The organism is Peteryoungia algae (assembly GCF_030369675.1).
GTDB classification, from domain to species: Bacteria; Pseudomonadota; Alphaproteobacteria; order Rhizobiales; family Rhizobiaceae; genus Allorhizobium; species Allorhizobium algae.
This window is the reverse complement of record NZ_CP128477.1, coordinates 996,493-1,020,187: the sequence shown is the minus strand read 5'-3', so window position 1 is coordinate 1,020,187 and position 23,695 is coordinate 996,493. Positions and strand designations below refer to the sequence as shown.

22 protein-coding genes are annotated in these 23,695 nt (G+C 62.2%); 12 read left to right on the top strand and 10 right to left on the bottom strand.

Translation table 11 applies throughout. The features are described 5' to 3' along the window. The first annotated feature begins 328 nt into the window (after nucleotides 1–328). The 3 genes from QTL56_RS05180 (at nucleotide 329) to QTL56_RS05170 (ending at nucleotide 3,409) form a co-directional block, all read left to right on the top strand. The gene (locus tag QTL56_RS05180; RefSeq protein ID WP_245136803.1) at nucleotides 329–679 is read left to right on the top strand and encodes a DMT family protein; all 351 of its coding nucleotides are present in this window, start codon (nucleotides 329–331) and stop codon (nucleotides 677–679) included. A gap of 109 nt (nucleotides 680–788) precedes the next feature. Beyond that, nucleotides 789–2,240 (top strand): DUF1800 domain-containing protein, encoded by a 1,452-nt coding sequence (locus tag QTL56_RS05175; protein ID WP_245136804.1) that lies wholly within the window; start codon nucleotides 789–791, stop codon nucleotides 2,238–2,240. Continuing rightward, nucleotides 2,237–3,409, top strand: a complete 1,173-nt coding sequence (locus QTL56_RS05170) for a DUF1501 domain-containing protein (protein ID WP_245136805.1) — start codon at nucleotides 2,237–2,239, stop codon at nucleotides 3,407–3,409. Before QTL56_RS05175 ends, QTL56_RS05170 begins: the two co-directional genes overlap by 4 nt. Before the next feature lie 12 nt (nucleotides 3,410–3,421). On the opposite strand, the gene QTL56_RS05165 is transcribed toward QTL56_RS05170, so the two are convergent. Continuing rightward, nucleotides 3,422–3,808: an acyl-CoA thioesterase gene (locus tag QTL56_RS05165; RefSeq protein WP_229575748.1), complete on the bottom strand. Its 387-nt coding sequence runs from the start codon at nucleotides 3,806–3,808 to the stop codon at nucleotides 3,422–3,424. Between the two features lie 183 nt (nucleotides 3,809–3,991). Here QTL56_RS05165 and QTL56_RS05160 point away from each other — a divergent pair, with 183 nt between their 5' ends. The 3 genes from QTL56_RS05160 to QTL56_RS05150 all read left to right on the top strand — a co-directional run bounded on the left by QTL56_RS05160 (nucleotide 3,992) and on the right by QTL56_RS05150 (nucleotide 7,985). Then, nucleotides 3,992–5,803: a methyl-accepting chemotaxis protein gene (locus QTL56_RS05160; RefSeq protein WP_245136806.1), complete on the top strand. Its 1,812-nt coding sequence runs from the start codon at nucleotides 3,992–3,994 to the stop codon at nucleotides 5,801–5,803. A 153-nt stretch (nucleotides 5,804–5,956) separates the two neighbouring features. Beyond that, on the top strand, nucleotides 5,957–6,760 hold the full coding sequence (locus QTL56_RS05155) for a hypothetical protein (RefSeq protein WP_245136807.1): 804 nt from the start codon (nucleotides 5,957–5,959) through the stop codon (nucleotides 6,758–6,760). 400 nt (nucleotides 6,761–7,160) lie between these two features. Continuing rightward, nucleotides 7,161–7,985, top strand: a complete 825-nt coding sequence (locus tag QTL56_RS05150) for a sulfite exporter TauE/SafE family protein (RefSeq protein ID WP_245136808.1) — start codon at nucleotides 7,161–7,163, stop codon at nucleotides 7,983–7,985. 77 nt (nucleotides 7,986–8,062) lie between these two features. On the opposite strand, the gene QTL56_RS05145 is transcribed toward QTL56_RS05150, so the two are convergent. Continuing rightward, a complete protein-coding gene (locus QTL56_RS05145) occupies nucleotides 8,063–8,956 on the bottom strand; it encodes a sensor domain-containing diguanylate cyclase (RefSeq protein ID WP_245136809.1) in 894 nt (297 codons plus the stop codon). 267 nt (nucleotides 8,957–9,223) lie between these two features. On the opposite strand from QTL56_RS05145, the gene lysM reads away from it, so the two are divergent. After that, the gene (gene lysM / locus QTL56_RS05140) at nucleotides 9,224–9,697 is read left to right on the top strand and encodes a peptidoglycan-binding protein LysM (protein ID WP_245136810.1); all 474 of its coding nucleotides are present in this window, start codon (nucleotides 9,224–9,226) and stop codon (nucleotides 9,695–9,697) included. 215 nt (nucleotides 9,698–9,912) lie between these two features. Here lysM and QTL56_RS05135 read toward each other — a convergent pair whose 3' ends face one another. The 4 genes from QTL56_RS05135 to QTL56_RS05120 all read right to left on the bottom strand — a co-directional run bounded on the left by QTL56_RS05135 (nucleotide 9,913) and on the right by QTL56_RS05120 (nucleotide 12,828). Beyond that, nucleotides 9,913–10,563 (bottom strand): hypothetical protein, encoded by a 651-nt coding sequence (locus QTL56_RS05135; protein WP_245136811.1) that lies wholly within the window; start codon nucleotides 10,561–10,563, stop codon nucleotides 9,913–9,915. 408 nt (nucleotides 10,564–10,971) lie between these two features. Then, nucleotides 10,972–11,997, bottom strand: coding sequence for a GlxA family transcriptional regulator (locus tag QTL56_RS05130; RefSeq protein WP_229575534.1), 1,026 nt, complete (start codon nucleotides 11,995–11,997; stop codon nucleotides 10,972–10,974). A gap of 321 nt (nucleotides 11,998–12,318) precedes the next feature. Beyond that, nucleotides 12,319–12,480 carry a hypothetical protein gene (locus QTL56_RS05125; RefSeq protein ID WP_289393480.1) on the bottom strand — a complete coding sequence of 54 codons (162 nt, stop codon included), beginning with the start codon at nucleotides 12,478–12,480 and terminating at the stop codon, nucleotides 12,319–12,321. A gap of 147 nt (nucleotides 12,481–12,627) precedes the next feature. Next, nucleotides 12,628–12,828 carry a hypothetical protein gene (locus QTL56_RS05120; protein WP_229575532.1) on the bottom strand — a complete coding sequence of 67 codons (201 nt, stop codon included), beginning with the start codon at nucleotides 12,826–12,828 and terminating at the stop codon, nucleotides 12,628–12,630. A 111-nt stretch (nucleotides 12,829–12,939) separates the two neighbouring features. On the opposite strand from QTL56_RS05120, the gene QTL56_RS05115 reads away from it, so the two are divergent. Next, a complete protein-coding gene (locus tag QTL56_RS05115; protein ID WP_229575531.1) occupies nucleotides 12,940–13,836 on the top strand; it encodes a LysR family transcriptional regulator in 897 nt (298 codons plus the stop codon). Nucleotides 13,837–13,935: 99 nt separating this feature from the next. Beyond that, nucleotides 13,936–14,370, top strand: coding sequence for an acyl-CoA thioesterase (locus QTL56_RS05110; RefSeq protein ID WP_245136813.1), 435 nt, complete (start codon nucleotides 13,936–13,938; stop codon nucleotides 14,368–14,370). 92 nt (nucleotides 14,371–14,462) lie between these two features. Here the strand turns inward: QTL56_RS05110 and QTL56_RS05105 are convergent, their stop codons facing one another. Next, complete coding sequence (locus QTL56_RS05105; RefSeq protein ID WP_245136814.1) at nucleotides 14,463–15,188, bottom strand: pyridoxamine 5'-phosphate oxidase family protein; 726 nt, start codon at nucleotides 15,186–15,188, stop codon at nucleotides 14,463–14,465. Nucleotides 15,189–15,252: 64 nt separating this feature from the next. Between QTL56_RS05105 and pdxR the strand changes: the two genes are divergently transcribed. Beyond that, on the top strand, nucleotides 15,253–16,704 hold the full coding sequence (gene pdxR, locus QTL56_RS05100) for a MocR-like pyridoxine biosynthesis transcription factor PdxR (protein ID WP_245136815.1): 1,452 nt from the start codon (nucleotides 15,253–15,255) through the stop codon (nucleotides 16,702–16,704). Nucleotides 16,705–16,735: 31 nt separating this feature from the next. On the opposite strand, the gene QTL56_RS05095 is transcribed toward pdxR, so the two are convergent. Further along, complete coding sequence (locus QTL56_RS05095) at nucleotides 16,736–17,362, bottom strand: TetR/AcrR family transcriptional regulator (RefSeq protein ID WP_245136816.1); 627 nt, start codon at nucleotides 17,360–17,362, stop codon at nucleotides 16,736–16,738. A gap of 98 nt (nucleotides 17,363–17,460) precedes the next feature. Here QTL56_RS05095 and QTL56_RS05090 point away from each other — a divergent pair, with 98 nt between their 5' ends. Both QTL56_RS05090 and QTL56_RS05085 read left to right on the top strand, forming a co-directional pair. Continuing rightward, entirely contained in the window at nucleotides 17,461–18,057 is a 597-nt protein-coding gene (locus QTL56_RS05090) for an NAD(P)H-dependent oxidoreductase (protein WP_229575527.1), read from the top strand. Nucleotides 18,058–18,415: 358 nt separating this feature from the next. Further along, complete coding sequence (locus QTL56_RS05085; RefSeq protein WP_245136817.1) at nucleotides 18,416–19,456, top strand: sensor histidine kinase; 1,041 nt, start codon at nucleotides 18,416–18,418, stop codon at nucleotides 19,454–19,456. Nucleotides 19,457–19,731: 275 nt separating this feature from the next. On the opposite strand, the gene QTL56_RS05080 is transcribed toward QTL56_RS05085, so the two are convergent. After that, nucleotides 19,732–21,516 (bottom strand): SLC13 family permease, encoded by a 1,785-nt coding sequence (locus tag QTL56_RS05080; RefSeq protein WP_229575525.1) that lies wholly within the window; start codon nucleotides 21,514–21,516, stop codon nucleotides 19,732–19,734. A gap of 127 nt (nucleotides 21,517–21,643) precedes the next feature. Then, nucleotides 21,644–23,677 carry an ASKHA domain-containing protein gene (locus QTL56_RS05075; RefSeq protein WP_245136818.1) on the bottom strand — a complete coding sequence of 678 codons (2,034 nt, stop codon included), beginning with the start codon at nucleotides 23,675–23,677 and terminating at the stop codon, nucleotides 21,644–21,646. Nucleotides 23,678–23,695: the final 18 nt, after the last annotated feature.

Below are 23,695 nucleotides of genomic sequence, written 5' to 3'. Positions count from 1 at the left end.
GATCAAAGCCCATACCAATCGCAATAATTACTCAATAACATGAGCGACTTAATGGTATGTTACGTCGTCTTCGCGCAATTTAACTAGAAATCATCCGCGACTTTTCATGGGGGCTTTGGGCAACGGATCCGCCCGTGCAGGATGAAAATCCGACCATTGCCCGTCATTCGTGAGTGTCCCTCAGGTTGTGGTGGCGGGTGAGGTGCTTGCATGCGGAGTGCGCAAGACCTGGCAGCGCCATGCTCCCTGCATTTTGCTAGGCTGTGCGGGACGAGAATCGGTCACTCGCCGACCGTTCCGCCACCTCACTCCCACCCGCGAGTTCTGCATGCCGAGCTTCTCTCCCGCCGCTCTCTGGCCAATCCTGCTTCTGTCGCTGTCCAATATCTTCATGACCTTCGCCTGGTACGGCCATCTCAAATACAAAACGTCGGCGCTGTGGATCGCCATCGTCGCCAGTTGGGGGATCGCCTTCTTTGAATATTGTCTCGCTGTGCCGGCCAATCGCATCGGTGCCGAGGTTTATTCGGCCGCGCAATTGAAGACGATGCAAGAGGTGATCACGCTGATCGTCTTTACCGGTTTCTCGGTCTTCTTCCTGAAGGAGAGCCTGACGATCAATCACGCGATCGGCTTTGCCCTGATCGCGGCAGGCGCTGCCTTCGTGTTTCGCGGCTGATCGGCTTGCCTGCGTGCCGGTTCTGCTAAAACAGGCCAGCCTCATTTTGACCCCATAATTGCGATAAAATTCAATAATTACAAAGTGGTAATTTTTGAAAGGTTGTTGCATGACGGGCTTCAGCGCGGGCATTTCGGCCATCCGTTTCGGCTATGGTCTCGGACCTCAAACCGCTCCCTACTTCCGACCCGACGACTTGATCTCGGAGCTGGATCGGGCCGCTGCGGTGCCTCCCTTGTTTCCGCTCGAGGGCGTGCAAGGGCGCCGTGATGCGCTTATTGATTTTGCATCTCGCGAAAAAGCTGCCCGCGCCGAGCGAAGGGCGGTGGGGACAGGTGGGGCCGAGGACGATGCCATCAAAGTGTTGCGGCGGGAGGTGCAGAAGCGCTTCCGCCGGGATTCCGTGCTGCGCGTCACCCAGGCCGTTCTGTCACCTTATGCCTTTCACGAGCGTCTCGCCTCGTTCTGGATCAACCATTTCACGGTAAGTGCATCGAAGTCGCCGGTCATGCGGCTGCTGGTGCCGCTCTACGAGGCCGAGGCGATCCGTCCCCATCTCGCGGGCTCCTTTCGGGATCTTCTGATTTCGGCCTCATTGCATCCGGCCATGGTCATATTTCTCGATCAGGCGAAATCGGTCGGTCCGGGTTCCCGGCGCGGCAAACGGCAGGGTGGTGAGGCGGCAAACGAGAATTTCGCCCGCGAAGTGATGGAACTGCATACGCTCGGCGCTGGCTCCGGATACAGCCAGGCCGATGTGCAAGCGCTGGCCCTGATGCTGACGGGCGTGACTCTGGCTCCCACGACCACCGAGACTGTCTTCAATCCTCGGGTAGCGGAACCTGGCTCGTTCGCAATCCTCGGTCAGCGGTATGGCCGTGAAGGCTCTCTTGATGATGCAAGAACGATCCTTTCGGTGCTGGCCGATGATCCGCGTACCGCCCGCCACGTTTCGTCCAGGCTCGCCATACACTTCATCGGCGATCAGCCACCCCACGATCTGGTGGAGAAAATGGCGCTTCGATGGAGGGAGACCCATGGCGATCTTTCGTCGGTCTATGCCGTGATGCTGGAGCATCCAGCCGCCTGGACCGCATCTGCGGGAAAAACCAAGATGCCGCTGGATTATGTCGTGTCCAGCTTGAAGGCATTCGGTTTCAATCGGGCGCAATTGCTCAATACGGACGACGCAGACGATCCGGACGGCGAGAGCGACATGATGGCCGATGCCGGTGCCCGCGCCGGGGCGGCCCGCGGCCTTGGTCAACTCTCGGTCGAGACGCTGGACGCACTCGGGCAACCGCTGTGGCGCGCCAGCAATGCTGCCGGTTTCGATGACGGCTCGGGCTATTGGGGCGGGCCTGGCCAACTCGCCCAACGCATTGCCTTTGCACGCCGCATTATCGCCCGGGGCGGCAAATCCCTCGATCCGCGTGATTTCCTGCAGGCGACACTCGATGAGGTGGCGCGCGCCGATACGATCGCAGTGGTGAACCAGGCTCCCAACCGCGAAGCCGGGCTGCTCGCGACGCTGGTGTCCCCCGAATTCAACCGGAGATGAAGAAGATGACTGATCGGATTTTGATTTCGCGTCGCGGGCTGATCGGTGCTGCCTGCAGTCTGGCGGCAGCGCCGATCCTCAGCCCCGTCAGCCTGGCTGCCGTGCCGGGCGACAGCCGCTTTGTGACCATCGTGTTGCGCGGGGCGATGGACGGGCTGGATCTTGTGCAGCCATACGGTGATCTCGCCTTCCGGCAGCTCAGACCGAAGCTGGCTCTGACACCGGACACGGGGCTGATCGATCTCGATGGTCGTTTCGGGCTTCATCCGGCCGCGGCTGCTCTCGAACCCCTCTATCGGCGCGGCGAACTGGGTTTCGTGCATGCCGTCTCGACGCCCTATCGCGACGGCCGAAGCCATTTCGACGGTCAGGACATGCTGGAAGGCGGTGGCTCTGCGCAAAGGGGCAGCGAAGGCGGCTGGCTCAATCGGGTGTTGACGCTGACCAGGAATCCGGCGCCGGCAATCGATGTTTCCGTGACGCCCGAGATGATCCTTTCGGGGCCGAACCCGGCAGACGTCTGGGCACCCCGGTCCGACATTGCGCTGGCGGACGACGAGTTGCAGATGCTGGCGCGGCTTTACAGGAACGATCCGGCCTATACCAAGGCCCTGAGCGACGCCGTGGGAGTAGACGCGTTCACCGACCTCCTGCGCGGCGAGGCCGTGGAGGATCGGCATGGTGCTGCGGCGGCCAAACTGGCCGGCACGATGTTGCGTGACAAGTACAGGATCGCCAGCTTCTCGATCAACGGCTGGGACACGCATGTGAATCAGAAAGCGCAATTCCAGCCGGCGGCCAGGATCCTCTCGGGGGCGATCACGACGCTCCGGGAAAGCCTGGGCGAGGCCGCCTGGGCGCAGACTGCGGTGCTGGCCGTGACGGAATTCGGCCGAAGCGCGCATGAGAATGCAAGTGGCGGGACCGATCACGGTACCGGCGGCTGTGCCATCATTGCCGGCGGCGCGATCCGGGGCGGCAAGGTCTATGGACGCTTTCCGGGACTGGACGACAGCGACCTTCTGGATGGCCGCGACCTGATGCCGACCGGGGATGTCCGGCATATCGCAGCGGCGATCCTGGCGAGCCAGTTCGGGATTTCAGGATCTGCCTTGCGCAGCTCCGTGTTTCCAGGGCTGCAGGAGGAGGCGCGGGTCGCGTTCCTGTAGCGCGGCGTCAGATCAAACCGGTGGCACCGGCGTGGGTTTACCCTCGGCATCGAGGGCGACCATGACAAAGGTCGCCTCCGTCACCTTTTCCATGACATGCGTCAGATAGCGCTGCGCCCAGGTTTCGACTTTCAGCGTCATGGAGGTGCGGCCGACGCGGGCAATTTCCGTGTAGACGCAAAGCGTATCGCCGATCTTGACCGGCATGGCGAAGGCCATTTCCTGGACGGCGGCTGTGACGACGCGGCCACGGGCCCGTTCTGCGGCGCGGATGCCGCAGGCGAGGTCCATCTGCGCCATGACCCAGCCACCGAAAATATCACCCGCGGCATTGGCATCGGCGGGCATGGCGAGTGTCCTCAGTGTGAGCTCGCCCGTGGGCCTGTCCGTTCTTTCCATAATGTCCTGTCGATTCTCTTCCGGAGTGTTTCGACCAGATGTCGATGTGCACGGCGGCTGCGCCACTACTAAATCTAATGGATCAAAAGATACCCCTCAGAATCTATAGGCGCGCATTTACTGAAATTAGAACGGTTAAATATCAAAATTTAGCATTCTGACCAATTTGGGGGGGTGGGTAATATGAAATCCGTGTCGCTGTCTGTGCGGCTTTATGCACTTGTTGCGCTGGCTCTGGCCGTTCTGGCGGGCGCGCTGACTTACAGTCTGTTCCAATCCTATGACATGCTGGTGCAAGAGCGACGTGTCGGACTTGCGCAAGTCAACGACAATGCCGTTGCGATCTTGAACAAGTATCAGAAGATGGAGCAGGAGGGTACGCTGACGCGCGAGGAAGCGCAGGAGCGGGCCAAGGACGTGATCGGCGCAATGCGCTATCAGCCGGACGGTTACATGTGGATCAACGACATGCAGCCGGCCATGGTCATGCATCCGATCAAGCCGGAACTGAACGGCAAGGACCTGAGCCAGAACAAGGATCCGAACGGCAAGTTGCTGTTCGTCGAGTTCGTCAATACGGTCAAGTCGGGCAAGGAAGGCTTCGTCAACTACTACTGGCCAAAGCCGGGCTTCGAGGAGCCGGTCGAGAAGCTGTCGCATGTCATCGGCTTCGAGCCCTGGGGCTGGATCGTCGGGACCGGCGTCTATTCGGACGACCTTGCCGCACTCTTCCGCCAGACGGCCCTGAAATATGGCGTGCTCATCCTGGGCGCCATGGTCGGCATGATCCTGTGCGCCTATCTCGTCGTTCGCAGCGTCGTTGCTCCGATCAACCGGCTCAAGGCCGCGATGAGCGACATCGCCGACGAACGGGTGGATATCGAGGTCGGAGGCACGGAGCGCCGCGACGAGATCGGTGGCATGGCCCAGACGCTCGTCGTGCTGCGCGACAGCGTGCGCGAACGCATCGAGCTGCGCGACCGCGAGGCGGAGCAGCAGGCGAGCCTGAATGGCGAACGCGAGCGCAATGAACTGAACCTGCGCACCTCTTCGGAACGGCAGAACCACGCAATTAATGCGCTGGGGTCGGCACTGGAGCGGCTGGCCGAGGGCGACCTCACCGTGCAGATCGGCGTCATCGGCTCGGATTATGAAAAGCTGCGCGACGACTTCAACCGTGCGGTGGAATCGCTCGGCGGCGTGATCGCGGCGATCAACCAGACGAGCGACGTGGTGACGTCTTCGGCCGGCAATATCAGCGAGGCGACGAACAACCTGTCGAAGCGCACCGAGCAGCAGGCGGCGGCCCTAGAAGAAACGGCGGCAGCGCTCGACGAGATCACGGCCACCGTGCGCACGGCGGCGGAACGGGCCAATGAAGCCCGCCAGATGGTGGCCGAAACCAAGTCGAGCGCCAACCGCTCCGGCGAGATCGTCCGCAATGCGGTCGATGCCATGGGACGGATCGAGGGGTCTTCGCAGAAGATCAGCCAGATCATTTCCGTGATCGACGAGATCGCCTTCCAGACCAACCTGCTGGCGCTGAATGCCGGTGTCGAGGCGGCGCGGGCAGGCGAAGCCGGTCGCGGCTTTGCCGTCGTGGCCCAGGAGGTGCGTGAGCTCGCACAGCGTTCGGCCAATGCGGCGAAGGAAATCAAGACGCTGATCAGCGCGTCGGCGGCCGAAGTCGATACGGGCGTTGGTCTGGTTCGCTCGACCGGTGAGGCGCTGGTCGAGATCGAATCGCTGGTCAACCGCGTCAACGAGAGCGTCAACACGATCGCGACCGCGGCCAAGGAACAGGCGACGGGGCTGGCCGAGATCAACACCTCGGTCAACCATATGGACCAGATGACGCAGCAGAACGCGGCCATGGTCGAGGAAACCTCGGCGGCCGGGCAGTCGCTGGCGGAGGAGAGCTACAAGCTGCGCCAGTTGCTCTCGCGCCTCAAGGTCAACGTCCAGCAGGCGACGGGTCATCGCCGGGCGGCGTAAGCGTCAGCACAGGCGAACGGTCGGGGGCCGGTGGAGTGATCCGCCGGCCCCTATTTTTTGCCCTGGATTCCTGGCGGTTTCCGTTCATGGCGCGTTAAGTCTGCCGGTCCTATGCTCCTCGGAGTTGTCCCATAAAGGGCCATCGAGGGTGAAATGAGTCTTGTGTTTTCGTCCCTTGGCTGCCGGCTTACGGCAGCTTGTATCTCGGCCCTGATGCTATCAGGCTGTTCCGGCAGCGATCGCGTGCCCTTTGCCGATGTCGGTGGGCCGCGCGCGGGGGACCAGCTGATCGGCAAGGTCGATCGGAGGCGGGACGGGCGGGTGCTCGTCGGACGCGTCGGTGACCCGCAAGCGGAGGCCGCGGCCTACGCGCCGCCGGCGTCTGCGGCCAATGCCGGCAGTGCGGGGATCGACTATCTCGACACGCCCGATCTCAGCCAGAGCGACGGGGCACAAACCGCGCCGATGATGGCGGCGGCCGAGCCGCGTTCGATGGACGGCGGGGTGGAGCCTGCGGCAAGTGCGATGATCATTCCCGAAGGCGGCGTGAATATCGACGGCCAGCTCGGGATCGGCGAGGCGCCTCCTGTTGCCGATCTGGGGTCTGTTGACGTCGTGAGCCCTGTCGGGGTTCAGCCGCATCTGGTGACGAATGGCGGGGCGATGGCGATTGCCGAGGGCACGACCAGCCAGCCGGTGGTGGACGGGATCGGTTTCGACGAGCCGACACAGATCGTGACGGGACCGGGCGGGGCGGCGGCACAAGAGGTGCAGCTGGCGCAGGACATGCCGGGCGAGGGCGGGATCCTGCCGCTCGCGGCCGATAGCGGCAATAGCGGCATGAACGATCCGGTTCCGGTCTCGACGCGACGGTCGACAGGGGCGTCCTCTCAGCAAGACGGCGCGCCCGCAGGCAAGGATTGCTCGCTCTATCTCGACAAACGGAACTGCCGCTGAGGTCGGCGCTTCGCGAATGCCGCAATTCGCTAATTGCCTAAGTCATTTACCTCGTGTCCGGTGGACACTTCCCGTGGCTCAATGCGTGCGCGGTGCAGGCGGGCATTTTCAGGTGACCTCACCGAACTTTTCGCCACGAGGAAGAGGGTTCGGTCTGGCGGCGTCGAGCGGCTCTCCTGCAGCGCAATTTATGATGAACCCGGCATGAGGCTCAAGATCGGGTGATCCGTCCGGGCGTACCGCAGCGGGTGGGAGCGGGCTTGCGGCCGGGGCGGGCAGGGCCTAGAGGCTTCAGCATGTCTGCCGCCGCAGCGCCTCCGGATCGGGACGAGCGGCGGCGCCCGACATCCCGCCGCCAAGGACCGTCTGGCCAGACGGTTTGTATTTTCCGGAGTGCCCCATGCCGCCGCTTGCCGATATTCTCCTGTTTGCCGTCATGCTCGCGGCCGCCGGTGCGGTGGCGGGGCTCCTGGCCGGTGTGTTTGGCATCGGAGGCGGGGCCGTGCTGGTGCCGGTCTTCTACCAGGTGTTCGGTTATGCCGGGATCCCCGAGGATGTAATCATGCACCTCGCCGTGGGCACCTCGACGGCGCTGATCGTGCCGACCTCGATCCGCTCGTTCCAGGCGCATCAGAAGCGCGGGGCGGTCGATATGAACCTGCTGAAAGGCTGGATGATCGCGGTGCCGCTCGGGGCGCTTCTCGCCACCGTCGTTGCGGCCTATGTCTCGAGTGCCGGACTTCGCCTGTTCTTCGCGGTCATGGGCCTGGTGCTGGCGGCGCGCATGCTGCTTCTTTCCAATCGGATGCATCTCGGCACGGAACTGCCGGGGCAACCCTGGCGCTTCCTGACGGGGTCGGCGATCGGCCTGTTTTCCGGACTGATGGGGGTCGGCGGCGGGGTGTTCAACAATACCTTCATGACGCTGTTCGGAAGGCCGATCCACCAGGCGGTCGCAACCTCCTCGGGCGTCGGTGTGCTGATCTCGATCCCGGCCTTTCTCGGCTTCATCTATGCCGGCTGGGGCGAGGCGGGTCTGCCGCCCTTTTCCACCGGCTATGTCAACTGGATCGCCTTTGCAGTGATTTTCCCGATCGCCATGGTGGTCGCGCCCTATGGCGCCCAGCTGGCGCATCGGCTGAACAAGCGACAGCTGGAACTGGGCTTTGCGGTGTTTCTGCTCTTCGTCTCGGCGCGGTTCTTCTGGAGCTTGCTCGCAAGCTAGGGCTTGCTTCGCCGCCTCGATCGCTGCTCGATAAACCGGCGGTCGCCTCGTATCCGTCGCAAGGCCATGGGCGCGGATCAGCAGGCCGATACGCGGTTGCGGCCCGCGCGCTTGGAGACATAGAGGCCCTCGTCGGCGCGCTTCAGAATGTCGCTCGAAAAGCGGTCCGGCTGGCTGAATTCACTGACGCCGCCGCTGATCGTGGATTCGTAGCGCAGGCTTTCGCGCAACTCGGCGGACACCTGTTTGCGCAGACGATCCGCAATCGCCAGAGCATCCTTGCAGTCCAGATCCGGCATCACGATGACAAACTCGTCGCCGCCAATGCGCGCGATTACGTCATCCTGACGCAGGTTTTCGCGACAAAGCCGGGCGATCTCGATCAAGGCAGAGTCGCCGGCGTGGTGGCCGCGCTCGTCGTTCAGCCGCTTGAAATTGTCGAGGTCGAATATCAGCACCGATGTCTGGGATTGTTCGCTCGCGAAGATCTGCATGCGGTGATCGAGTGTTTCGATCAGTTTGCGGCGGTTGTAGAGGCCTGTCAGCGCATCGGTTTCACTGAGCTCCCGAAGCTTGCGCTCAACGTCGTTTTTCTCGGTGATGTTGCTCGCCACCCAGACGACGGCATCCTCGCCGTCCACCTGGAAGGGCAGGGCCCGAACGCGCCCCTCGAACCAGATCGGCTCCGAAGGACCGTCGCCTGCGCCTTTGACGTCGCTGCCGGACAATTCGTATTCGACGATATGCAGAACGCCGCATTCCAGCGCCTTGCCGATCTCGGCGGCAAACCAGCGGGCCTTGTCGTCCTTCAACACCTCGAAGAGGCTGCGCCCGATCAGGGCGCTGCCATCGTGATAATGGCGTGCATCCTTGCCTCCGAAGACCTCGGTATAACGGCCACTCCGGGTCAGGATGAAGGCTGGATCCGGAAGCGATGACAGGATCGCCGTCAATTGCTGCTGGGTAAACAAGACACCGCTCTCCACTCGATACTCATTGCGCCCGAGGCAATGCGGCACATGCAGACTGTCGGCGCCGTCTTCCGCTTCAGGTGCAAAGTTGTTCCCAGAGTCGCATGGATGGATTTCAATTTGTTAAACGTCGGCCGAGCCTCGGCCGGGATATTGGTGCGATCGCGATAAGCATGAATATAAAACAGCAATGGCTTCTTGAGTTTGTCATAAAGCTGGTCTCTCCTGTCGGCACCGATCAACGGTTGAGACAGTGAGGAGACGAAAATGGGTTTATTCAATTTCATCAAGAATGCCGGCAAGAAGCTTGGTATCGGCGGTGACGACGACGCGCCGGATGCGGAAGCCGTGCAGAAGGAACTCGCCTCACATGGGCTCGGCACCGATGCCGTCAAGGTCGAGGTGGTCGAAGACAAGGTGGTGCTGAAGGGCAGGGTCAAGGACCAGTCCGCCTTCGAAAAGGCCGTCGTTGCCGTCGGCAATACGCTCGGCATTTCCTCGGTCGAGGCCGCGGAACTGACCATTGCCGAAACGCCGGACGCGCCTGTCTCCGCGGCAAAGGAGCCCGTCTTCTACACCGTCAAGAAGGGCGACAATCTCTGGAAGATCGCCGAGGCGCAGTATGGCAAGGGCAAGGGCGCGAAGAATACAGTGATTTTCGAGGCCAACCGGCCGATGCTTTCCCATCCCGACAAGATCTATCCCGGGCAGGTGTTGCGGATCCCGGAATTGGCGGACTGAGACGAAACAGGGCGTGGGCTGCCGCGACGGTGGCCCGCGCAATTTCACCGGGTTCGTCAACTGGATCGCCTCTTCGGTGATCTTCCCGATCGCCCTGCTGTTTGTGTCGCTAAGGTTGTTCTGGAGTTTGGTGGGGTGATGGGAGCGGGTGGGGCGCCATTGCCTTTATGTTACAGATATTATGGCAATCTTTACGCTAGGCTGCGACTGCGGGGTCAGTGAGCGATTTGATATCGCTCGCCGAGCATCACTTCAAACCATAGATCTAATTGACGCCTGAGCTCGCTGACTTGTTTGCAAAGATCTTCAGCGGCAACTCCAAAACCGTCGTGATACCATACCGGCTTCAGTTCGTCCTTCCAGAGATCTGCGATTTCATGGGAGGTGGAAGAGCTGATGGCTTCAAAAAATTCGAGGCTTGCTTCGATCTGTTGGGAGCATAAAGCCACAGGTGGTGTGAACAGCGGCTCACACTCACTGAAAAAATCGCTATGCATCAGCCGCTTTAAAAATCCGGTTGCCAGTAACCAATTTGCCAGACCCTTGTTAGTGTTCTCGCCCCACTGCAGGGCCGGGTCCAGCTGTCGGAGATACTGATGGCAAATATTGGGGTAGTTGTCCAAGATCGGTGTGGTAAGGGCCATGAATCGTAGGATGGCCAGTTTGTGAGGGAGTGTCGCAACGGCGATCTGCGCTTGATGTTGCTGTTCCTGCATACGCTGGGAGTTTCGCAACTCCACTACGGTCCAAAACGCGGCGCCCACGGCCAATATGCCCGTAATGAGTCCTTGGAAGCGATAGATGAAATCCCAAACCGCGCCGTCAGCTCCGCCGATGAGCGCAGGTGGGAGGATGGTCATGAACACGGTTAACCCCGCCGCGGTTATAAATGCCCCTCTCACATGGCTCTTCATATCTGTAAATTGGCCCCGCGTTCTTCTGAAGCTCCATGCGCTCCTCGCATACAAGCGCGAGCAGGCTAGCATGGTAACGGAGGAATTACAGTCTCTTCGGTCTTGGGCTTGTTATGTGTCAAGCGTTGCAGGGTACACTGTGTGTACCGTCGCCTGCGGCCCTCGAAAGTCGAGGGCGGGTGGCATCATCGGTCTGGGCGTTGATCCTTAGAGGCCCGCTTGCGCGGGCACCTCAGGATGAGAGGATGGGTATCGGGCGCGGCCACTACGGGCAGAGTGGGTGCTCGGGGGAAGTCTCCTCCCAAACCCTCCCCACAAGGGGGAGGGCTTACCCCGGCCTCACCTTTTACGGTTCGTGGCTTACACCACCACCCCCGTCCGGTTGCTCGACATGGTCAGCTTGCGTTCTGCGCGCTCCTGCTGGGGGGAGCGGTTGTAGAGTTCGCGGTAGCACTTGGAGAAGTGGGAGGCCGAGACGAAGCCGCAGGCGACGGCAACTTCGACGACGGGCATGGAGGACTGCACGAGCAGGTGGCGGGCGCGGTCGAGGCGGATTTCGAGATAGTAGCGGGCTGGGGAGCGGCCCATTTCCTGTCTGAACAGGCGCTCGATCTGGCGGCGCGACAGGCCGGCATCGTCGGCGATCTGCAGCAGCGACAGCGGCTCGGCGAGATTGGCCTCCATCAGTTCGATGATCTGCAGGACCTTGGAATTCTGCACGCCGAGGCGAGCCCTGAGCGGCAGGCGCTGGCGGTCGTTGGCAGAGCGGACGCGGTCGGTCAGGTGCTGTTCGCAGACGCGGTTGACGAGGCCTTCACCGAAATCCTGGCCGATCAGGTTCAGCATCATGTCGAGCGAGGCTGTGCCGCCGGCGCAGGTGTAGAGATTGCCGTCGACTTCGTAGAGGTCGGCATAGACTTCCGCCTGGGGGAAGTTTTCGGAGAAGCCGGGCAGGTTTTCCCAGTGGATGGCGCAGCGCTTGCCGTTGAGGAGGCCGGCCTGGGCGAGCACATGGGCGCCGGTGCAGAGCGAGCCGACGGCGACATTGCGGTTATAGGCTTCGCGCAGCCAGGCATTGACCGACTTGTTGTTGAACTCCTCGACATAGATGCCGGAACAGACGATCGCCATGTTCGGCCGGTTCTCGCCGCCGAGATATCGGCGCTCGTCGGCGAGCGAGCCGTTCACCTCGATGCCGATGCCGGAGGAGGAATAGACCTTCTGGCCATCAACCGAGGCAAGGCGCCATTCATAGGCACCGTAACCCAGCATGCGGTTGGCGATGCGCAGCGTCTCGATGGCGCCGGCAAAGGGCAGAAGCGTGAAATGGGGGACTAGAAAGAAGACGATGGTTCGCTTCTTGGTCTGTGGCTGGATCTTGCTCATGATGGTGCCCGGTTGTCCTTGCTGCCGTTCCCTTGTTTTCCGGCATGCTCCGCCTGAATTGATCGGCGCGATAGTCGTTTTACGACATTGTCATAAGATCCCGCGCCGTGAAAGCATTCGCAATCGCTAAAGAGCGATATTTCTGCCGATTTTTCCGGCTGCGACGTCGGGAAACGGGCACTGGCGGGACAGGCGATTACAGGTGGTTGAAAAACCTGAGGCTTCCGGGCCGTGGGGCAAGGGATGGCCGGGGTGGCGCGATGCCCCGTTTGCGACGCGGTCGGCTGCCCGCGTCGCGGGGTGGAGCGCTGGTTCCGGCGATCAGCGATGCGTGTCGCCCGCAGGCCAGCCGAGATCCTTGCGCAGATCGAAGGGCAGGGCGGCAAGTGCTGCGGCGTCACGCCTGCGGCGGCGGTCCTCGGCGATGGCGTGGGCCAGATCGTTCAGTTTCGTCGCGAGATGGGCGGCCGCGCGCCTTACCATGTCAACCGTCGTCGGGACGGCTGGCGCGGTGCGTGTGATCGGGGCAGTGCAGCAAACCATTGTCATGGACTTGATCCTCTCGGGTTCGGCGGCCCTTTCTTCATCGGATCCTCAGGGCCGGGTTCTCGTATGACGTGTCACAACGCATCACTCAAACGAATGTTTGTCATGCTTTGCATTCTGGAACGTGATGAATTGGTGGTGGCGGGTGAGGCCGAGATCATCGCGAAGTGCGGTGTCGAGCGAGGCGAGCGTCCGGCGTGTGGCCTCGCGGGTGGTGCGTTGGCGCGTCTTCGCCATCAGAGTGGCGAGGGAGTGGCGCAGGGTCTGGAAGGCTGTCGAAGTCATGGCTGCAATCCTCCTTTGTCGGTGTGTGAGAAGAAGGATGCTCCGCAATTGACATTCAATCAAACGCAATAGTATCGTCTTCAGATTCAATTTTGTTGAAGGTAGATCATCATGACCCTCATGCTGCGCCAGCCTCTTCCGCTTCTCGACAACGACGTGCTCCGCACCTTTGTGGCAATCGCCGAGACCGGCAGCTTCACCACGGCCGCCGACCGGGTCTACCGCACGCCGTCGGCCGTCTCCATGCAGATCAAAAAGCTCGAGGAGCAGTTGGGCGTGACGCTCTTTCTGCGCGATGCGCGTTCGGTGACGTTGACGGAGGGGGGCGAGGTGTTGTTGCCCTATGCGCGACGGATGCTCGCCCTGTCGAACGAGGCGGTGGGCCGGTTTCGCATGCCGGAGATGAAGGGGGTTGTGCGCCTCGGCGCGCCTGACGATATCGGCGAGCGCTTCATGCCAACGATATTGCGGCGGTTTGCCGAGCTCTATCCGCTGATCATGGTGGATCTGACCGTGGATTCGTCGGGCGCGCTGAGGCGCCGGCTCGCCGAACAGCGGCTGGATCTGACGCTCTCCAATTGTGCGCCCGGCCAGGTGGTTCATGAGGGCGAGGTGATCCACCAGGAGCAGCTGGTCTGGGCCGGAGCCAAATGTGGCACGGCGCATTTGCGCGATCCGCTGCCCGTTTCGATCTGGGAGGATGGCTGCTGCTGGCGGGCGGATGCGCTGGCGAGACTCGACAAGGAGAAGCGGCCCTATCGCATCGCCTATCTCTCGGCGCACACGATGGCGCAGCGGGCAGCGGTGATCGCCGACCTGGCGGTCGCGCCCTTGCCGCGGAGCTATCTCACCGACGACATGACGGCGCTCGGCGTCAAACACGGGTTGCCCGAGCTCGGCTCCTTCGAAGTCAGGCTGTTGACCGGCAAGGAGACGTCGGAGACGATTCGGGCGGTGGCCGACAGCGTGCGATATGCGTTTTCCGAGATGATCGGCATGGCTGCGTGATCGGGCGGCCTTAGTAAGTGATTGGCGATTTCTGAAATTAGGGAAATGCCGAATTGGCTGATTGGCCAAGAGGCAGCAGGCAGTAGGATTTCCGTGCGTATGGTGGATGAGACGAAGGGGCTGAGGCTCGAGGATTTTGCAGGCCAGGCTTACGACAAGCTGCGTTATGGCGACACGGACCGGCAGGGGCATGTCAACAATGCCGTGTTTGCCACCTTCATGGAAACGGGGCGTGTGGAGCTGATCTACAACCCGGATGATCCGCTGCTCGACGAAGGCTTTTCCTTCGTTCTGGCCAAGCTCGACATCGATTATGTCGCGGAGATCTTGTGGCCGGGCACGGTCGAGATCGGGACACGGGTGACACGGGTCGGGCGGTCGTCGGTGACGATGAGCCAGGCGGTGTTCCAGAACGGCAGGCTCTGCGCCTCGGCCGAGACGGTGGTGGTGCATTTCGACCAGACGACGCGCAAGTCGCATGCGTTTTCCGAGGCGCAACGGGTCAAGCTCGAGGGGTGGATTTCGGCGGCGTGAGGGGCGATCAAGGGATGGCTCTGCTGGGGCGGGCATCGGTCGATGCGCCGCCCCTTGTTCATTGCACGGTGTCGAGAGGCGGGATGGCCCCGTCAGCCCTGCTTTTCGTAGAGCGCCTGGCTCTCCGTCAAGACTTCGTCCAGCCTCCGGCCTTCTCGGAAATGGGCGAGATGGTCGGGATAGGTGACGCCGTCCGGGACCTTCGGACAGATCTCCGGCGTGCCGAGGCGGGTCTCGACCGGGATGACGCCGGCCCAGACCGGTGCGTCGCTATCGGCGGGATCATCCGAGACGCCGCCTGAGCGGATCTTGGCCGAGGCCTCCTCGATGCGCATCCCGATGACCATGGTGCCCTTGGCTTCCTGGGGGTCGTTTTCGCGCAAGACCTGCGTGCGGCCGGGATAGAAGCGGTCGACGACGGCTTTCAGGGCGTCCGCCTTTTCGGCCGGATCGTCGATGACATGGGCCGTGCCGAAACACATGGCGGAGCGGTAATTGGCGGAGTGGTGAAAGCCGGAGCGGGCCAGCACCAGGCCGTCGAGATGAGCGACCGTGAGGCAGACAGGGATGCCGGATTTCTGGGTCTTCAGCATGCGGCTGGCAGACGAGCCGTGCCAGAACAGCCAGTCGCCCTCGCGCCAGTGGATGGTCGGCGTGCAATAGGGCTGGCCGTCGATGACATAGGCCACGTGACACAGAAGGGCAGCGTCGAGCACGGCGTAGACGGCCTCCCGGTCGTAGGCTGCGCGCTCATGCAGGCGTTTTGCCCGGTTGCGCGGGGTGACGGGGTAGGTTTGCGGGTCTGGTCGCTCGTTCATGCTTGCCTCCTGACGGCTGATGCGGCAGGGATAGTCGCAGTGATTGGTCCAAAGAAGATCCATGATGGCAAGGAAAGTAAGAACCAATTCCGACTGGTCGGCCAGTACGCCCGTGCTGCCGGCCACGGGGCCGCGGCGCCAGGCGCTCTACCGGTCGCTGCGGGGGCTGATCGAAAGCGGGCAGATGCGGCCTGGCGACAAGCTGCCGACGACACGGGACATTGCGGCACGGTTCGGCATGTCGCGGGGCGCTGCAGTGGCGGCCTATGAGATGCTCGTGGCGGATGGCTTTGCCGAGGCGCGGGTCGGGGCTGGCACTTATGTGGCCGAGGCCGTGCCGCTGGTCCAGCCGGCGCCGGTTTTGCCGCAGTTTTCCCCGGAGGTCGCCAAGGAGGCCGTCCCGCACGTCTCCCAGCAGATCAGGGGCGACGAAGGGCGAGCGCCGCTTCCGGGTGCGCTGGGCTGTTCGACGGCGGACGAGACGACACTGAGGATCTTCCGCATGCTGATGAACCGGCATCTGATGAAACCGTCGCCGCGGCATTTCCACTACAATGATCCGGCCGGGAGCCTGGCGCTTCGTGTGGAAGTCGCCGCTTACCTCAAGGCGGCGCGCGGGGTTGTCTGCGAGCCCGAGCAGGTCATCATGACGTCGGGAACCCAGCAGGGTCTCGATCTCGCGGTGAGGGCGCTGCTCAAACCAGGAGATCCGGTGTGGCTGGAGGATCCCTGTTATGCCGCCGCAAGGGAGCTGTTCGAGGGGGCGGGCCTTTCCGTGACACCCGTACCGGTCGATGGCGAGGGGATCGATGTTGCCGCCGGCATCGCGACGCGGCCGGATGCAAGGGCCGTTTACGTGACGCCGTCGCACCAGTATCCGCTCGGTGTCACGCTGTCCATGACGCGGCGGCTGGCGCTGATCGACTGGGCAAGGTCTGCAGGCGCCTACATCATCGAGGACGATTACGACAGCGAGTTCCGCTTCGCCGGCCCGCCGCTGAGTGCCCTTCAGGGGATCGATGGATCGGGCCATGTCATCTATCTCGGCACGTTTTCCAAGACGCTGCTGCCGGGTTTCCGGATCGGCTATCTTGTCGTGCCGCGACGTTTGCGTGAGCGCATATTGACCATTCGCCGGCTAACCGACCGCTTCCCCTCGACGCTATCGGAGGATGCGCTGACGGAATTCCTGCGCGACGGGCATTTTTCGGCGCATATCAAGCGGGCGCGAAAACGGGTCCGAGCAGCGCGGGATGCGCTGGTGGAGGCGTTGCAGCCAGGGCCGTTCGCCGTTTCCACGCCCGAGCAGGGCCTGCACCTGGTGGCGGACCTTCCGCCCAGAAACGACGATGTCGGGCTTGCGCAGAAGGCGCTCGAGTCCGGCTTCGGTGTCAAGGCGCTTTCGCCGCTCTATCGGGCCTTGCCGGCACGGCGCGGCCTGGTAATCGGCTTTTCCGGTTTTCCGCCCGAGGTTCTGGCCGGCGCAGCACGACGGTTTCTCGCCGGGCTCGCCTGACGCCGAAATTCGCAGATGCGGATTCCGGATCTCAGGCGATGGGGTCCGGCGGTATCGAGGTCTGTTGGGCGCCTGCGATCCAGATATCGAGGAACCGGCCAAGCATGATCTCGGCGCTCTCCGGCGGCACGATCCAGCCGGAGATCTCGAAGACGATGACTTCGTGAAACAGGGCCTGAACGCCGCGCGCGAGCAGTTGCGCCCGCTCGGCCGGCAGCGATCCCTTGTGCGATTTGCGGAACAGTTCGGCCACCTGATCTTCCAGCACCCAACAGAGATCGAGAAAGGCCTCCGTATGGGGCCCGCGGGTAAAGGCGGACTGGCTGAGATAGAGGCCGGCAAAGGCGTGTTCCCGGCAGAAATAGGAGAGCCAAGGCTGGAGCAGGGCGCGCAGTTGCTCAGCCAGCGGGCGGTCGTCGGCCCTTGCGACTTCTGCCTTGCCAGCCTCCGCCAGCTTCTCGATTTCGCCCAGGCCGAGTGCTGCCAGCAGATTGGCCTTGTCGCCGAAATGGGCAAAGACGCTCGATTTCGCCACTTTTGCCGCGCTGGCCACCTGGTCGATGCTGGTCGGCTCGTAACCCTGGCGCGAAAAAAGCTCGCGCGCGGCGCCAAGGATCTGGTCTCGGGTCTGGCGGCTGCGGGACTGGCGAAGTTTCATGCGCGATTCCTTTTGGACGAGCCTACGCCAAAACTAACTTGACCGAGGTCAATTTACGCAGCATAAAATGACCGTGGTCAAAAACAAGAGGATCCCTCATGTCCTTCCTGTCACGCGATGCGCAGCCATCGCGCGTACTCGTCCTGAACGGCAATCCGGCACGGAAAACCCTGTGCGGGGACATGGCCGAACGAATTGCGGATGTCGCCCGCCAGCAGGGCCAGACGGTGCGGCTGGTGCATCTCGAGGCTCTGGACTTCGACGCCAATCTTCGTGACGGTTATCGGGCCCGGATGGACTGGGAGCCGGATCTTCAGGCCCTGGCCGAAAGCCTCACCTGGTGCGACCGTCTTGTCATCGTGCATCCGCTCTGGTGGGGGGCGGCGCCGGCCAAGCTCAAGGGTCTCTTCGACCGGCTGTTGATGCCGGGATTCGGCTTTCAATATGTCGACGGAAAGGCGTTTCCGCTGGCACTGCTCAAGGGCCGCAAGGCGCGCGTGGTCATCACGTCCGACACGCCGACCTTCTTCCTCAAATGGGGCTATGGCAATGGCTGGGTGAAGATTCTGCGCCGGCAGATCCTCGGCTTTTGCGGGTTCAGGGATCTCAAGGTGAAGTATTGCGGGCCGGTGCGCGGGGCGAAGGCGGAGGCTTTGACGAAGATGGTGGAGGCAGCGCCCGACATTCTGGGGTGAGCGAGGCGCCTTGGGCCGTGAGGACACTGTCCGCGACCCGCGCTCATGGTTGAATTGCTGCCGGTAAGCGTGGGGGTGTTCTCGACGACCCCATGAAATCATTTGCCAGGATTTTGCTTAAACCACAGGTCGATTGACCCGCGCATGCCATGCGCATCATGCCAATTTTGAGCCGAATGGCCGATGTTCCCCTGCGGCAAGCGGTAATCGCGCAGTTTCCCCCCGAGGCGTCGATGTGCACCGGTTGCATCTCGATGGCAGAGATGGCACTCATGATTCGATTGGGTATATCGGGTTCTGACGTATGATTGTGCATGATCGGGAAGCAGATCGAGTTGAGGCCCTCGAAGCCTACAACATGCTCGACACCCCGCGTGAGCGCGATTTCGATGACATCGCGGAACTCGCTTCGCAGATCTGCGAAACACCGATCGCGGTGGTCAACCTGATCGGCAAGAATCGGCAGTTCTTCAAGGCGGAAGTCGGCCTTGGCGTACGGGAAACACCGATAGATTCTTCGTTCTGTGCAAAGGCGATCCTGGAGGAAGATTTCCTCATGGTGCCGGATGCCACAAAGGACGAGCGCTTTGCCTGTAATCCACTCGTCACTGGTGAGCCAAATCTGAGGTTTTATGCCGGCGCCTTGCTCAAGACGGAGGCTGGTCATGCCATCGGGACAGTCTGCGTCCTGGACTACAAACCGAGATCTCTCTCTCCGCTCCAGGAAACTGCACTCCGCGTTCTGGCGCGTCAGGTCATGCGGCAGATTGAATTGCGGCAACTCTTGCGCGAACGGGAAGCAGCGCAGGCCCGGCAGGACCTCCTGAACAAGGAGATCTCGCACCGGATGAAGAATACGCTGTCGATGGTCCAGGCCATCGCCAATCAAACGCTCAAAAAGGTAGCCGAAAGAGACGCGGTGCAGGCCTTTCAGCGCCGGATATCTGCACTCGATCTGGCGCACGATCAGCTTCAGCAGGAGAACTGGACAGCCGCCCCTCTCGGACGGGTGGTTCGCCTGTTGCTCAACCTGCATGACGACGCTGGAAGGATTTACGCGATTGGTCCTGAACTGGAATTAGGACCGAGAGCGACACTTTCGATGTCGATGCTGCTGCATGAGCTCGCCACCAATGCTGCAAAGTATGGTTCACTTTCTCTTCCGGAAGGACGCGTGGACCTCTCTTGGCAGATCGAAACAGATGCGTCTGAGCCAATGCTGACCGTGACATGGAAGGAATCGGGCGGACCAATCGTTGCCGATCCGGTCAGAAGAGGCTTCGGTTCCCGCCTCATCCAGCTGGGCTTGGTTGGCAATGGCGATGCCGAGAAGCGCTATTTGCCGGACGGGCTCGTTGCCACGTTCCGAGGCAGTCTGAAGGACATTCGCGAACTGTAGGAATGCAGCATTCAGCTGACATTCCTGGCAGTTACAAGGTCATTTGCTCTTAACTGCGCGTGCAACGGTCGGTTTGCGCTCGGCACAGTGGAATTCACCTGCCCAGGACGTAACACGCAGGCATGGCGCATTCGACCTGGACCTCACTGCGTTTTCCGAACGGGTTCGTGCATCTCCTTTGCGCCTGAGCTGCCAAATGCCGTGGCTGCTCTCGCTCTCCTTCCGGCGATGATGCCGGAACATTTCGTCGTCCTCGCGCGCCGTCACCTGCCAGTTCAAACCCCATAATACAGATAGATCGCGTAGCAGGTGACGAAGCCGACGATGATGTTCATCGGGAGGCCGATCTTGACGAAATCGCTGAAGCGGTAGTTGCCGGCACCATAGACCAGGGTGTTGGTCTGGTAGCCGATGGGGGTCGCGAAGCTGGCGCTGGCGCCGAACATGACGGCGACGACAAGGGCGCGCGGCTCTATGCCGAGCTGTTGGCCAAGACCGATTACGATTGGTGTGAGGATGACGGCAACGGCGTTGTTGGTCACGCATTCGGTCAATGTCGAGGACAGCGCGTAGACGAGAAGCAGGACCACGAAGGGCGAGACGGCGGACATCAGCGGCATGGCGGTGTCGACGACAAGTGTCACCGCACCGGTCTCCTGCAGGCCCTGGCCAACGACCAGCATGGAAAAGATGAGGATCAGGATGCCGCCCTCGATCGATCCCCAGGCCTCGTCTGCATCGATGCAGCGCAGGATGAGGATGGCGGGGACGGCGATCATGGCGAGGATGCCGATATCCATGACGTCAAAGGCCGCAAGGACGACGACCAAGCCCAGCGCGAGCAGCGCCAGTGGTGCCTTGGTCGGACGGAAGGCGCGCGCGGTCGAGCGGGTGACCGATACGAGCTCGCTTTCGTGGGAGAGTTCGTCGAGCGCCTCCGGCGTGCCTTCGAGTAGCAGTTTGTCGGCCGGGCGAAGCCGGACATTGCCGAGATCGGGGCCAGGCACGTGCTTATGCCTGTGCGCGCCCAAGATGCGCACGCCGAACCGGCGGCCGAGCGTAAGGGTGGAAAGGCGAATGCCTTGCGAGAACCGTCCGGGTGCGACGACGGCTTCGACCACCGAACGTTCGCCTTCGCCCGACGTTCCGCGACGCTGACCGACGCGCAGGCCTTCGAGGTTGTTCAGCGTGAGGAGTTCGGCCGACTTTGCCAGAACAACCAGGCTGTCGCCTTTCCTCAGGGTCAGGGCATTGAGGCCCTTTCGGATCATCTCGCCATTCGAGCGGATGCCGGTGATGCGCAGTCCAGGCTGCTTGAATTCGGCGATCTCGCCGACGGGTTTTTCGGTGAAGGGACCGTCTGACAACACGGTGATTTCCGAAAGATATTCGGCGTCGTTTTCATTCTCCAGTTCGCCGCCCTCGTCGCGCCGATCCGGGAGCAGGAACTTGCCGAGCACGAGCATGGTGAGAATGCCGGTCGCGGCCGTGGCGAGGCCGACCGGCGTGATCTCGAAGAGGGAAAAGGGTTCCAGACCCTGGCCGCGCGCGACGCCATCGACGAGCAGGCTGGTGGAGGTGCCGATCAGGGTCAAGGTGCCGCCAAGAATGGCCGCATAGGAAACGGGGATCAGAAGGCGGGTGGAGGCGATGTCGAGCGCTGCGGCAAGCCGGATCACGATCGGGATGAGCACCAGCACGACGGGGGTATTGTTCATGAAGGCGGATGCGACGAGGGCGGTGAACAGGAAGACGCCGAGGGCAAGCCTCGGATAGGTCTTCGACCGCTCCAAAACGAGGCCGGCCACGCGTTCAAGGACACCGGTTCTCACAAGAGCGCCCGTGAGCACGAACATGGCGGCGATCGTCAGGGGGGCGGAGTTGGAGAAGACGGCCATCGCCTTGTCGGTCGGCACGAAGCCGAGCACGATGAAGAGGGCGGCCCCGGCAGACGCGGTGACTTCGGCGGGGTATTTCTCCCAGACGAAAAAGGCAAACAGCAAGACGACCAGCCCCAGGGCAACCTGCGCCTGGTAGTCTGCAAAGAACTCTGTGAACATATAGAGATGGCCCCATGATACCGACCACGCTGAACGCGCCAGACGGGAACAAGCTCCCTTGAAGGAAGAAAATTTCTGTCGGGGCAATCTCCGGCGACGCTAACCCAGGCGCAATTGATGCCTGCGGCTATTCCCTCGATCGGCGGCGTCTGCGGCCGCCACCTTCGCCATCGCCGTCCGCCAGCACCTTCCGCTCCGGCAGCGTCACCGTCGCCGACAGCTTCGGGAACGGATCGACCTTGTTCGGCAGGGCCATGGCGTCGATGAAGAGTTGCTGGAAATGCGGCTCCAGTGCGGTCTCGATCTTCTCGATGCGGGTGACGGTTTCCTCGATTTCGCGGCGGTAGTCGCGGTTGAGCAGGGCCATCAGGGCGCCGGTGCCGGCGGCATTGCCGACGGCTTTGACTTCCGAGAGTTCGCAATCGGGGATCAGGCCCAGGACCATCGCGTATTTCGGATCGATGAAGGAGCCGAAGGCGCCGGCGAAGCGGATGGTGTCGACGGTGTCTATGGCGAGCTTTTCCATCAGGAGCTTAATGCCGGCATAAAGGGCGGCCTTGGCGAGCTGGATGGCACGAACGTCGTTCTGGGTGACGGTGATCTTCTGGGCGCCGTCATGCAGAAGATAGGAGAATGTGCGGCCGTTTTCGAGGATGCGATGGCTTTTGGCGGCCATGCCGCCATCGACCACGCCGTCGGTGGAGATGACGCCCGACAGATACATTTCGGCGACGACCTCGATGATGGCCGAGCCGCAGATGCCGGTGATACCGGTCTTGCTCGCGGCTTCGGCAAAGCCCTCTTCATCCGACCACTGCTCGACGCCGATGACCTTGAAACGTGGCTCCAGCGTGTCTGGGTCGATGCGGACGCGTTCGATGGCGCCGGGGGCGGCGCGCTGGCCGCAGGAGATTTCCGCGCCTTCGAAGGCCGGGCCCGTCGGCGAGGAGGCGGCAACGGTGCGCTGGCGGTTACCAAGCACGATCTCGGCATTGGTGCCGACATCGACGAGCAGCATCATCTTGTCCTGGCGATGCGGGCCTTCAGACAGAGTGGCGCCGGCTGCATCCGCGCCGACATGACCGGCAATGCAGGGCAGGCAGTAGATGCGCGCACCGTGGTTGATGGCGAGATCGATCTCGCGCGACCAGGTGTGGACGGGGCCTGACACGGCGAGCGCGAAGGGTGCCTGGCCGAGTTCGGTCGGGTCGATGCCGAGGAAGAGGTGGTGCATGATCGGATTGGCGACGAAGACCGCATCGAGAATGTCGTCGGGATTGACGCCGGCCTCCGCGCAGACCTTGACCGTCAGTTCGTTGATCGCCTGACGGACAGCCCTGGTCATGGCCTCGCGCCCATCCGGATTCATCATCACGTAGGAGACGCGGCTCATCAGGTCCTCGCCGAAGCGGATCTGCGGGTTTGATGTGCCGGAGGAGGCGATGACGCGGCCTGACAGAAGCGAGACGAGATGCATGGCAATCGTCGTCGAGCCGATGTCGCAGGCAATGCCATAGGCCTCGTTGTGCAGGCCGGGCCAGAGCGCGATCATGTTGGGGCGCGATGCATCAAGGTCGCGGTGGATGGCGGCGGTAACGCCCCAGTTCCCCTTGCGCAAGGTCTTTTGAACATCCGGAAGGAGATGCTGGGCGACGAGGATGTCGTTGAAACCCCAATCCTTTTCGAGCATCAGGTTGAGCCGGTCGAGATCGCCCAGTGGCTTGTGCATGTCGGGTTCGTCTACCTCGACATAGCAGAGCTGGATGGCCGGGTTGCGCGGGAAAGTCCGGTCTGTCGCGGCCTTGCGGATGACCTGGGCATTGACCACGGTATCCGGTGGCACATCGACGACGAGATCGCCGAGGATCTGGGCCGAGCAGGACAGGCGCCGCCCGGCCGGGATGGTGCGGATTTCCGCGTAGCGCTTTTCCTTCGGCCCGATGGCTGAAATGTGGTCGTTGGCGGAGGTGATGCCGTGTTTGGCGAACTGACCTTCCTGGACCTCGATCTGGCAACGCCCGCAGGTGGCGCGCCCCCCGCACACGCTTTCGACATAGACGCCGAGCGTGCGGGCGGCTTCAAGCACGGATGTCCCGACCGGGAATCGGCCACGTTTGCCCGATGGCATGAAGAGGACGAGGGGATCAGCGGCGTCTGTCATTCTGGTCTTCCGGTTGCG